General features: G+C 49.9%; 7 protein-coding genes. 1 reads left to right on the top strand and 6 read right to left on the bottom strand.

All coding sequences use genetic code 11. The features are described from left to right. Positions 1-79 precede the first annotated feature (79 nt). The 6 genes from lgt to HMPREF1091_RS03100 all read right to left on the bottom strand — a co-directional run bounded on the left by lgt (position 80) and on the right by HMPREF1091_RS03100 (position 10,629). Positions 80-1,006, bottom strand: coding sequence for a prolipoprotein diacylglyceryl transferase (gene lgt, locus HMPREF1091_RS08460; RefSeq protein WP_002563385.1), 927 nt, complete (start codon positions 1,004-1,006; stop codon positions 80-82). Between the two features lie 25 nt (positions 1,007-1,031). Then, positions 1,032-1,259, bottom strand: a complete 228-nt coding sequence (locus HMPREF1091_RS03120; RefSeq protein ID WP_035424865.1) for a NifU family protein — start codon at positions 1,257-1,259, stop codon at positions 1,032-1,034. A gap of 183 nt (positions 1,260-1,442) precedes the next feature. Further along, positions 1,443-3,980 carry a U32 family peptidase gene (locus HMPREF1091_RS03115; protein WP_002563383.1) on the bottom strand — a complete coding sequence of 846 codons (2,538 nt, stop codon included), beginning with the start codon at positions 3,978-3,980 and terminating at the stop codon, positions 1,443-1,445. A 3-nt stretch (positions 3,981-3,983) separates the two neighbouring features. After that, entirely contained in the window at positions 3,984-7,028 is a 3,045-nt protein-coding gene (locus HMPREF1091_RS08225; protein ID WP_002563382.1) for a DUF4422 domain-containing protein, read from the bottom strand. 518 nt (positions 7,029-7,546) lie between these two features. Continuing rightward, positions 7,547-8,764 (bottom strand): tyrosine--tRNA ligase, encoded by a 1,218-nt coding sequence (tyrS, locus tag HMPREF1091_RS03105; protein WP_002563381.1) that lies wholly within the window; start codon positions 8,762-8,764, stop codon positions 7,547-7,549. A 152-nt stretch (positions 8,765-8,916) separates the two neighbouring features. After that, entirely contained in the window at positions 8,917-10,629 is a 1,713-nt protein-coding gene (locus HMPREF1091_RS03100; protein ID WP_002563380.1) for a hypothetical protein, read from the bottom strand. Positions 10,630-10,879: 250 nt separating this feature from the next. Here HMPREF1091_RS03100 and HMPREF1091_RS03095 point away from each other — a divergent pair, with 250 nt between their 5' ends. Beyond that, positions 10,880-12,955: a transglycosylase domain-containing protein gene (locus HMPREF1091_RS03095; protein ID WP_002563379.1), complete on the top strand. Its 2,076-nt coding sequence runs from the start codon at positions 10,880-10,882 to the stop codon at positions 12,953-12,955. The last annotated feature ends 106 nt before the right edge of the window (positions 12,956-13,061 follow it).

Raw genomic sequence — 13,061 nt, 5'->3', positions numbered from 1 at the left:
AGATTTTAACGAGGTTTAAAAATAAGGATTATAAATTCCCCTCGTAATATTATTACATTACTATATTTTAGTGAATAGTTTAAAAATACCCAATTTGGGATATACCGCGTTTGCGAGCCAAAGCAAGCTCAACTATTCCTGCAAGTATAAGAGGGATGCTTAAAACCATGCCCATGGTAAGCCAGTTGGTACCCAAAAGGTATCCCAACTGCTCATCGGGCAGGCGCACAAACTCAATAAGGAATCTAAAAACGCCGTACAACAGCAAAAATACTCCCAAAAACGTACCTTGAGGATACGGCTCAAACGCAGCGGCAGCCCGGACTGTGTGACTGCCTGGTTTCTGAGCAGCTGACGTGGGAGCAGTAACAGCAGGCCCATGAACTGCAGATCTCTGCTGCACTTCCCCATGTGTACCACGGTAGGAAAGCACTAACAAAACGATAAACAACACTAAGCCTTCGAGAAGGCCTTCGTAAAGCTGAGAGGGATGGCGTGCTACATCACCCTGCACAAAGATAACGCCCCAGGGTAGATTGGTTGGCTTACCCCAAAGCTCACCGTTGATAAAATTGGCACAGCGTCCAAAAAACAGACCAAGCGGAGCACCAATGACTGCAAGATCAGCCATGGTGCGCACAGACAAACGCATGAACTTACACGCGAGAGCACCACCAATAAGTGCGCCCGCTAAGCCCCCATGAAAACTCATGCCGCCTTCACTGAGCATAAAGATAGAAAGCGGATGAGCCAAATAATAGCCTGCACCGTAAAACAGCACGTAACCAAGTCGGCCGCCCAAGATAACACCAAAGGCAATACCCACAATAAGTGAAAGCAAATCATCCAAGACAAGGCCTAATCCCCAGCGTTTGGCAGTCTTCCACATTACTATGCCAGCACAGACAAATCCCAACAGGTAGGCAATGCCATACCATCTCACACTAAGAGGGCCTACAGAAAAGGCCACAGGATCTAAATGCTGATATATCTCGTTAAGCCACATAGCTACTATTTCACTATCGCCTTACTTACATTTCCGCTTGAACGCGTGTAACACCTGGCACGTGTTCACGCAAAATGCGCTCAATGCCCATGGAAAGCGTCAAAGAACTCATAGGACAACCCGAGCATGCACCGGTAAGACGCAGGGTTACCACACCATCGTCATCTACGCTAACGTATTCCATGTCTCCACCATCCGCTATCAAGCTCGGGCGGATAATCTCGAGAATTTCTTTAAGAAGAATCTCATCCACCTTGACCTTCTCGTTAGAAGAAGTGTCCTGAGTATCCTGCGTGGACTGAATGTCCTGCGTGGACTGAGTGGACTGAGTATCCTGAGTTTGCTGATCCATACGAAACCTCCCCACGTGCCAAGGCACGCCTCATTTATGTTGTAACAGTGGCATTTTACCCAACCAGCGACCGCTCTTACAAACTTACTCAATGCCACTATATAAATGCCCCGAACTGGCTCCACGCTCACGCACAGGAGCCTTAGCTGTACCCTGCGCGGCTGCTATGGCTTGCGTAAGTCGCTTGAGCTGGTGGATACATGCCTGAGGCGATAAAAGCGTCGCATCAATAGCAAGCCGAGAAACCCCCGCATGAATGAGGTCCGCCACCTGCGGAATTGCATCTATGGGCTGCGCGGCATAGATACGTGATCGTGCCTGCAAGTCCGTATGAACAGGCATGATAGCACCTTGGTCATTGCGTATTGCCAACCCGCGCTGACGCAACTCGCAGCGCGCGCAATCGTGGATACAGCGACGTGCTGCCATAAGCACACAATGCTGTGCGGTCATAACGCGCGGACGACCATACACAACAAAGCCGACGGGTGTCGTTGCTGCTGGGGCTAGCTGCGCAATCTGAGCAAGTGTCAGTTCGGGAGAAAGCCAAAAGCCCTGTGCTCCCGCCGCCTCTAAGGCATGAATGCATGCACGATTATGCACGGGAATACACGAGCGGACCTCTGCCGCCGCTCCTTGTTGCTTTGCCAGCACCAGCTCGCTGACATTGCCCACAGCAACGGTAGTTCCCGCGTAAATGAACGGATCGATACGACTGTGATCAATCTCACGGCAAACCTCATCCAGCACAGGAATGCACGGTTGAGGAAAGTCTGCCGCAGCAAGTTCATCTCCAGGAACATACACACGCACCGCCCCAAATGCAAGAGCTGCACGAGCAACCTCGGGTGTTGTTGCAAGTACACATAGCTGTGGCACCTGCGGCGCTGTAATTGCTAGCTCAGATGCAGGCGCACCCGTCCGTACAGGTGTTGGCATTTGCACCAACGTATCCGTACAAACAGGCTCAAGCTGGTCTTGTGTAGGCGCACAAGCCAACTCATTCTTACGGCTATGCCAGGGCTCAAGAATTGCCGCAATCAAGTTTTGTGCCGCTTGAGCACGGACGGCGTGCACGGCCGAGAAGCTCATGCCACAACCTTCGTCCAGATCAACAACAATGTCCTGTGCAACAAAGGGCGTGGAACCCATGCGTCCTACATGCTGCACCAAATCTTCTTTACATACCGCACGTGTCCGGGCTGCCTCAACTACAAAGCCTTCTGCCCGTGCCGTTACCAGCCCATCAGCAGTGGTCATGGTTACGGTAAACGGCTTACCAATATGGCAGCTTACCTGCACCTGCACTAAACGCCTGCGCACGATATCAAGAGAGGCTACACGCGCTGCAGCATCCAACGCAGCCTGACTTCTGATAACCCGCACAGGGCAGTCTGCCGGCATGGGACGAGCAGCAATGCACTCGATTTTCTCGCCAGGCAGCGCATCCGCTGCAACATGAGACGTAAGGAATTGAGAAGGGTCATATTGGGGGCGAAACTCCAATAAATCACCCTTTCCTACCGGCTCATCAAGCTGAACTATCAGCTGGGCACGCGTGGTGGTACGCTTGCGCTCTCTACCACCATTGGCACCGCGGGATGTTGTTACCACATCGGGTAAACGCCGAGAAGAAATAACTCGCCCCACCAGCTGTCCGCGATTGTTAGAGCGCTCATAGCTCATCATCTCGTCACCGGCCGTGCCGTGTAAATACGCATTGGTAAAGTCACGATTAAATGAGCGCAGCAAAAGGCGCTTGCGGGCCTGACTATCTGTCAAAGCCACAGGGCGACCCGCGGCACTATCATCCAACTGAGCACGATATGCAGAAATGACAGAGTATACATAGTCGGGCGCCTTCATGCGTCCCTCTACTTTAAGCGAGCCGGCACCAGCATCCATCAGGGCATTGAGATCAGTAAAGGAACAAGCATCCTTGGGGCAAAGCGGACGAGTACGGCCCTGTGCTTCTAGTGAGTTGCCCTTCTCGTCAATAAGGTCATAGAGCAAACGACAAGGCTGGGCACACATACCACGATTTGCCGATCGGCCACCAGACATGGAAGACATCATGCAAACGCCCGAGTAGCAATAGCACAGCGCTCCATGACCAAAGACTTCCGTCTCTACACCGGTAGCGGAAATAGTTTTAATCTCTGGCAGCGAAAGCTCACGAGAAAGCGTTACCCGATGAGCACCCAGCTGATTACACCAGCGCGTTGCTCGGGCATCATGGACGTTTGCCTGTGTAGAAATATGGCATTCAATCTGAGGCCAGCACTTGTGCACTTCTGCTAGCAAGCCCCAGTCTTGGATGATAAACGCGTCTGCCCCCAGCGTATAGGCACGAAAAATGAGTTCCGAAGCCGCGGCCATCTCGGACGACTGGATAACAATGTTGATGGCCACATACACGCGCACACCCGCCACATGGGCTTCATCGCAGGCAGCAGCAAAGGAGGCATCATCAAAGTTTGTAGCGCCACGGCGCGCATTAAAGTCATTGCCCAAAGCACAATAAATGGCATCAGCTCCCGCTGCAAGGGCAGCACGAAATGCCTCGGGGCTGCCAGCGGGCGCCAACAGCTCCGGCATGGTGCGATTACGTCTGTGTGTCATACCCTACTTCTTGCCTAGTGCGGCACGTCCCAAAGATTTAAGAACTTCTCGGCGAGCAGTGCCAAAAGGAGCAATGGGATCTACCAGTTTGCGCAGACCGCTATCGGGAGACACCACCTTATCGTGTATGGGCATGTGTGCGACGTCCTGCGCAGGAACGAACGAGGAAATCATTTGAGAAATGAGCTCCTCATAAAATGGCATAGCCCGTGCATAACGCCAGTATTCGGTAGCAAAGTCGCAGCGCGTATTAACCCAGGGCTTTTCCCAACCGGCATAGTGGATGATCTTGGGATTAGCGCGTGAGGCGTTGTACGCATCAAACGATGCACTGGGTGCAAAACGGAAAACGGAAGCTACACGGCCACCGCAATCATGCATTACGTTCCAATCAAAGGGAAGATAGGTTACGCGGCCCTGGCATTCCACGTTAAGAATATCTTGATCATCGTAGATATAGTCTGCCTCAGAAACAATGTCCATCCACTCGGTCACCGTATGGAGCTTACGCATCTGAGCAGTGTTAAGCACAAGCACTCCAGCCTGGAAGTAGGCATACGGATCTGAAAGACCCAGATCCGACACGGTATACTTCATGCGCTTGCCATCATTCATGTTGAGGTTGCCCAGGTAGTCCACATCATGTGCAGCAGCAAGCAGGGTGTCGCCCAGCTCTGTATCAAACAGCTCGGACACATCGCCGCGCACAATAAGGTCAGAGTCCAGATACAGGACCTTATCGTAAAACGACAAAATCTCTTGCACGAGGAAGCGATAGTACGTTTCCAGTGAAATATGCTCGTTGTTGGTGGACAGATTATAGCCACGGATCATGCGCGAGACGTTATAAAAACGCACGGATGCATTACCAAAGCTTGCCACCATCTCTTTGATGGCATCTCGGCGAGCACCATCAATATTACGCTCCAGCACGACAATGTCATAAAAATTGGAGGGATTAGCATTGCGCAACATAGAAAACATGGTGGTACTCAGCATGGGCACATAGTTATTGTCCGAGGCAAAGACCACAGGTACAACCTTTTTACCCACAGCATCGGGGCAGACGTCCACGATAGGTTGCAGGTCAAAAGACACATCCGGCTGCTCAAAGTGAACACACTGCAGCTGTTTTGTCTTCCAACCAGCGTTGGTACGCAGTGCGTGCTTGTAGTAAATGTTAAAGAGACGCTCTGCTAGATGCCCGGGCGTACGCAACGCTTCTTTGCTGTAGTGCTCCATATGGGCTTCCTGGCAGTACTGCTCCAAAAGGGGAAATACCCATGCGCAGTAATCCGCAAAAATCTGTCCGCGCATGATATACATGTTGCAAAAACAGCTCTCGTGACCCGTAAAGAAGGCTTGTGCATCCTCCAGATAATCAGGCTGCTGCTCACCAATGATACTCACCAAAAGCTCTATATCCTCGATATGCAGCAAAGGGGCGGCCTTATACTGCTCATACGGCGTGGCATAGCTGCCGGGCATGTGACGCAAGTTATGGAACTTGGTAGTGAGTACGTCATACCCCTCAATACAAGCGTGAGCGCTTTGAGAATCCAAACCATATTTAGCAATGGCATTGGCATCAATAAAGCTATCCATGACCTCGCCAAACTCGTTTTCCTCATACTCAGTTTCTGAGAAATTAAAGTAGCGACGATAATGACAAAAGCCCACGTAGTCTGCCATGGCATGCTTCCATGCCCAGTACTGAACCGTCATCTCACAGTACAGCGGATTCTGGGCGCTGATATTATCGCCCTCATCATCATGGAAGGCATCCGCAAAACGCGTGGCTGGATTCTTGAGAAGATCTCCTACCTGCACCGGCTGGAACACAGCAGACTCAGGCAGATCCACCTGTTTGTGGGTGGTAACAAAAATGCGCAGATCTTGAGCCTCATACTCCTGCCTTTTGAGCATACCGCAAAGCTGATTCATATGGCTCTGAGCTATTTGTCGCATGGGTTTCAAACGCTGTAAAACCTCTGCACTGGTAGTGGTCACATGCATGGACTGCACTGCCTGCTCATATAGATAAAGACGGTCGTTGTCCTGTGGCAAAATTCCCTTTGCAACAAAATGGTATGCGCGGTCGCGCACAAAACGCCACAACTCTACAGAAGCGTTACCGACGCCGCAAACCTTTGCAAATGCATTGGCTGCACTGAGCACATCTTCATCTGCCACGCGCTCTGCCAGCGAGTTTCCTAAAGATTCCAGTAGTTTGGCGGTTACGTCAGCAGCAAGACAAGAAAGTGTAGCATCGGATTGCGTTTGTGCATACGCGTCGATCGCTGTATAGCACTTGTAAACCTGCTGTGCCTCTTTCTCAAACACCGAAGCACTCATTGTATGAACATTCGTAACGCCAATGCCCATGTGATACAAGTAACCAGGGATAGATACTGTTGTCTCCCCCTGTGAAAGGTTTGCGACTACAAAAAACTCGTAGGCATCTTCTGCGCGCTCAAGACGCTCTGCGGTCATGCAAGCAAAGGCATTGCGGACAAGCTTGGTTTGAAATACTCGATGCGTCATATGCCAGGGATAAACAAACTCATTGCTTGCGCTAAATACGTTAGCGAGAAGTTCTTCTCTTGTTACCTCCGCACAAGCAAAGTTTGACCACCGCTCAAAACCAGTAGCGGCAGAGCTATCCATACCATCGTCTGCCTGGACTTTAAGGCCAAAACGAAGAATATCTTTCTGAGAAAGACGCAGTTCGTTAACAAGATTTTCTAAAACGTTAGCATCTGTTAGCTCGTCATCACCATCAATAAAAATGAGGTAATCGCCCTTTGCGGCTGCAACACCAGACTTACGTGCAAGATGTAAGCCACGATTTTCCTCATGGCGCACCACTACAAAACGACTATCACCATATGCAACCTTATCAATCTCTTGTGCAGTGGCATCAGTGCTCGCATCATCTACAACGATGACCTCAAAGTCATTCAATGTCTGATTTTTAATGCTGTTTAAGCAACGACCAATATACTTCTCAATGTTATAGGCAGGTACTACACAAGAGATCAGTGCCATAGTTATAACTCCAAACACGTATTTTTATTACTCGCTAGTGTAGCGTATTGGCAGGAACTTCCATGGTCGCTAGATGAGTTTTCTATAAACGAAGCAAGAAGCAAAAGCTTACTGTTGTGTTTGATGCGACCGAGACTGGTGCACAGAGCTGGTACGGATGTCAGCTGCCGGCTGCCGTCCAAACAACCAATCAGCTCCTACCTAAGCGCTTAGCTAGTACCCTAGCTATTACTTTTTTTGATATGTCGGACCATTATTAGTATTAATAATGGTCCGACGGGTCTAGGACACAACAGGCCCTAGCGAAAGTCATACAAAAAATGCCTGCCTCAGAGTTACACAACTCCAAGACAGGCACCAAAAGCAAACGGTAAAGTGTACAAGAGCTACGAACAAGGCACGCTGAAAAAACGCAGCTCAACGTAGCACGGCGCAGTGTAACCTAACCGCAGCTCAACGTAGCACGGCGCAGTGTAACCTAACCGCAGGTCAACGCAGCACAGCTCAGCACAGTGAACTTAAACCAAGCGAGCCCAACGGCGCTTACCAGCCTGAATAGTGGTTCCTGCAGAGAAGAGCTCGGGGGCTACGTTATAGCAATGCGGCGCAACGGACTCACCGTTAATCTTAACGCCACCACCATCAATCAGACGGCGTGCCTCACCTGCAGTCTTTGCAATCTGCACGTCCACCATAAGCTTGGCAAGGTACACCATACCTTCGTCGTTTGTCTCAACCGTACTAAGGGCAAACTCGGCGATATTCTCGGGAATCTCATTACGCTTAAAGGTTGCATCAAAAGCGGCTTGTGCTGCCTCACCAGCACCCGCACCGTGATACAGATCGCAGATATTACGTGCAAGCATGCGCTTAAGGGCATAGGGATCAGCACTGCCATCGGCAAACTGTGCATCGATCTTCTCGGCCTCATCCACAGAAAGCGTAGAGCACAGGCGGAAGTACATGGGGATGAGCTCATCTGCAATGGACATGAGCTTGCCATACATATCGTCCGCAGGATCGGTAAGGCCAACATAGTTTTTGTAGCTCTTGGACATCTTTTTGCTGCCATCTAGACCAACAAGCAGCGGCATGGTCAGAGCAACCTGCGGCTCCATGCCCTGAGCACGCATGAGATCGCGGCCGGCAAGCAGGTTAAAGATCTGATCATTGCCGCCCATCTCTACATCTGCATTAATCACTACGGAATCATACGCCTGCAGCACAGGGTAAATGAACTCATGCAAAGAAATGGACATGCCATTGGTATAGCGATTGTGGAAGTCCTCGCGCTCCAAAATACGGGCAACGTTAAACTGACTCATAAGGCCCAACATGTCAGAAAGCTGCATGGGCTTGAGCCATTCGCCGTTGTACACAATAGTGGTTTTTTCTGGGTCCAACACCTTCATAGCCTGAGCAACGTAGGTTTTAGCATTTTCTTCTACCTGCTGCTCAGTCAGAGGAGGACGAGTGGAGTCACGACCCGAGGGATCACCAATCAAAGCGGTGCCATTACCAATAATGAGCGTTACTTTGTGGCCCAAATCTTGGAACTGACGCATTTTGCGCAGGGGAACTGCATGCCCCAAATGCAGGTCAGGACTGGTTGGATCTACGCCAAGCTTAATATTGAGTGCGCAGCCCTTCTCGAGCTTCTTTTTGAGTTCATCCAAGGGAACAATCTGCATGGTTCCAGACGTAATTATTTTGAGTTGCTCATCAACAGAAAGCACTGCTCTACCCTCCATGGGTTGTATGACGTACCGTACAAAAAGACGCGCGAGAAACCCACGCGCCCAAACCTTATTTTTTAGGATAGCGCACAAGAACAAATCAAGCGCTCACAACAGACACGATTAAATAAAACCGTAATTAGTAACCGTAATTAGCGAGAAGCCTTCTTGACCTGTGATGGATACGGAGAATACCCGATAATTGACTTTTTCCCATACCACTGCGCCAAGCGATAATTGATGTAGTTGTCCATGGTATCCCGGATATCACCCATCAGCAAAACGTGAGGAACATTTTGATAGAAAGGCACCTTTAGTTCTTGTTCGTGCGAGGTTTCAATCAAATAGATGCGATGAGATACTTGCTTGTCATATGCCTGTGCCTGGCCGGTAACCACGGAATGCAAAGCGGACAAACTTGACAGCTTTTCTCGATACCCATCGTCTAGGTAGATAGCGCCTAAGCTTACTGCAAAAATAAGCCCTATAGCTGCACAGATGCTGCTCGCCTTTTGTGCCGAGAAAGGCAAGTGCGGGCTTGGGCTTGCGTGTTGAGGATCTCCGTGCCCAAAAGCTACGTTGCCAGAACGGCTGTCCACATCCTGCACGGCAACAGCGAGATCATGTACGGCGACAACATCCCGCACCGCGGCGGCACTGCCCGGCACGGCAGCTTCTTCAGTGAGACGCCTATGCACTACCCAGCCCGTCCACCAGATAAGATTTATAACTCCCAGCACAACCATAAGATCAAAGCGACAATTTTGCACGCGACCAGGACCTGCGGTGCCCATAGAATAAAACGTAGGGGTAAAACTGGAAACAAACAGTGCTACACTTGCTATGCTTACCAACCCTGGATAGCTAAAGCTCCATGTTTTTGCAGCGCCACTATGGTGTAACACATACACCACTAGTGGGAGTAAAAATAGCAGCATAAGCAGTACAAACCCGCTCGACCACTCCGTGAGATACCTCAGCCCTGCAACCACAGACTGCACAAGCGTGTCCACTACCCCCAGCTTGGTATCGGGAAATTGCGTTTGCTGACGCACGTCGTTGCCCGGCGCAGAAAAACTCACAAGGGCACCAAGCACCAGCGCAATGGTAGGAATTGCTATACAAGCCACCTTGCTACTGCGCTTTACCACTGCCACCAAAGTTGCAATGATTCCCACTTCAAGCGCCACAAGCAGTGTGACAAAGTTACCGCCGGCAACAAAGAGCGCCAAGAGCGTTGCAACAAAAACCCGCACAGCAAGCACCCAGGGTTTATCGACAGCCATAGTTCGGATAACAAACCCAATAAGCAAAAGCAGCAATGCATGATAGCCCGTGTAGTACAAAGCGCTGTTGTACCAAAAGATGCCCTCTACCGGGCTTGGTTGCAGCAATATCTGTATGATAAGCACTGCCGATGCCACACTTAACCAGGCATAACTGTGATCGGACAAACACAGCTGCATGCCGGCATGTACAAAATAAAACGTACACCCAACCAGCAAAGCAAGAACAAGCCAGGCGCTCACTATGTAAGCACTTTCCGAGAAAACCCCTGGCTGGATTGCCATTAAAAAAATAGCAGAATAGGTACCCTGCCAATCAAACCACGCAACCACAACCTGTCTTAAGGCTTCTGCCAGCGCTGCCCCCACGTTGCCGCCCGATTGCTGCAAGGCAAGATGGGCCCATACGCCGTAGTGCCAGTCATCCGCATACGAATGATTAAAAAGAGAAATGACAAGCAGGGGAAGCAGCACTATACACAGCATACCGATGCTTCCTACACCCAAGGCGAGAAAATCTGCGCGCTTTGTCACAGAGTGCACACCACGATCAGCTACCTGTTGGTGTTGTGTCTCCACACCTGCTCCTTTACCTGCTTTGCCTCTCTACGTTTTACCATATCCTCTTATAGACCATAGCTGGAGCAAGCATTCTGAGTGTGATACGCCTGTGGAATTCACAGTAAAATGCTAGGTAACACAAATACATTTTCTATTGACGCTCACTTTATGGGGCAAGATAGTTCACAATTAAGAGTTACTTACGTTCGCATCCTGTCATAAAGGCAGACAGACTATCTTCCAATGGGCGAACAAGAGGAGGGTTTTAATGGGTGTTCGCACACGGAGAGCTCATAGGCATGCTCAAACTCATGCTTTTGGCTTTGGTGTACTTGGCGTCTTTGGTTTTATTGGACTGTTGGGTATTGCACTCATGGTCTCCTTAGGTTCGCTTATGGCCTTTTGGCTAACTGACCTGCCAGATTACAAATCTGCAGATGCCTACTTGGTTGCAGAACCAACCACCGTATATGACGTCAAGGGCAATGTTATTGCCAACTTTTACCTACAAAACCGTAAAAGTGTAACCATGGAAGACGTCTCCCCCTACGTTCTTAAAGGTACCGTAGATACCGAGGACCTTCGTTTTTACAAGCACAACGGCGTGGACCCCTATGGCATTATGCGCGCGATATTTTCTAATGCCTCTGGTGGATCAGAAGGTGCATCCACCATTACGCAGCAGCTCGTTCGCAACACTGTTTTGTCGGACGAACAGTTTGATAAGACTATCAAGCGTAAAGTACGTGAGGCCTACATTGCTGTAGAGATGGAAAAGACCTACACCAAAGATCAGATTCTTATGATGTACCTCAATACCATTTACTATGGCCAGGGAGCCTACGGTATTGAGGCTGCCTCTATTACGTACTTTAACAAGCACGCTAATGAGCTAACGCTTGCAGAAGCAGCAACTCTTGTGGGTATTCCCAACTCCCCTACTGCCTACGACCCTACGGTTAACCCCAATGACTCCAAAGCCCGTCGCAACCTCGTTCTTAAGCGTATGCTCAAGCAGGGCGACATTACGCAAGAAGAGTATGACGCAGCTTCTCAGGAAGACATCGTACTTAACCGTGGTCAGTCTGTAACCAGCGAGAAGGGCAAGTACCCATACTTTACCAGCTATATTGCATCGCTGTTATCCGAGGATTTTGATGCTAAGACCATCTATCAGGGTGGTATGAAGGTATACACCACGCTCGATCCAGACAAGCAGGAAGCTGCCGAGAAGGCCGTCCAGGCACAGCTTGATTCCATTGGTAATAAAGAGCTGGAAAGCGCTTTGGTGGCCATCAACAACAAGAATGGCTACATTGATGCCATGGTAGGTGGACGTGACTATGACACCAACCAATTTAACCTGGCAACACAGGCTCGCCGTCAACCGGGCTCCAGCTTTAAGGCCTTTACGTTAGCTGCAGCTATTTCCCAGGGACTTAATCCTCAAACCTACCTTAACTGCAACTCACCCATCCAGGTAACGCCTACGTGGCGCGTTCAAAACTATGGCAATACCAACTATGGCACCATCTCTTTTGCACGCGCAACAGAGATTTCTTCCAACACGGGCTATGTACAAGTTGCGCAGGCTATTGGTGGCTCTGCTATTTCTAGTACCGCAAAGAGTATGGGTATTGGAGTAGACATTCCCTCGTACGCATCTATTACTTTGGGTACCATTGGTGTTCCACCCATACAGATGGCAGAGGCCTATTCCACCTTGGCTAACAACGGCATTCACCGTAATGCGGTTGCCATTACTAAGATTGAGGACCGCAACAATAACACGGTATATGAGCATAAGGAGCAAAGCTCTCAAGCCATTTCTGGTGAAGTAGCCTATGCAACCACACAGGTACTGCAAGGTGTTGTTTCCAACGGTACCGCTACGGCTGTACGCAGCTATGCTCCCCATGTTAACCAGCCTATTGCTGGTAAAACGGGTACTACAGAAAACGCTCGCGACCTGTGGTTTGTAGGCTATACGCCTCAAACTACCGTTGCCGTTTGGACTGGCTTTAGAGAAGAAAAGACCATCTATGTGCATGGCTCTGCTGGCCACCCCTCCAACACCTCCTGTCCCATTCTTGGTAGGTATTTGGAAATGACCTTAGCAGGTGCCGAGCGCCAGGAATTTACTTCTAGCCCTGCACCAACCTACAAACCCGCTAGTTCATGGCCGTTTGCTAAGTATCAAAAGCCAGAAACTCTTGCACAAACACTGGAAGACAACTCTCAAACAGAGGAAGAGACAGATCAGCAAGACACGGATGATACCGAACCCACCACCTCTACCGCTCCTGATTCCAATTCTTCTGATGAGGCCGCTGGGGACGAGTAATACACCTCTGCATACACAAGCAAATCCCTCATCCTGTACCTACAGGGTGAGGGATTTTTATAACCGATAAGCAATCAATTACGCATACAGCTCATATCCGCACGCT

Source organism: Atopobium minutum 10063974, from assembly GCF_000364325.1.
GTDB classification, from domain to species: domain Bacteria; phylum Actinomycetota; class Coriobacteriia; order Coriobacteriales; family Atopobiaceae; genus Atopobium; species Atopobium minutum.
The sequence above is the reverse complement of the archived record's forward strand: the minus strand, read 5'-3'. Positions and strand labels throughout refer to the sequence as shown.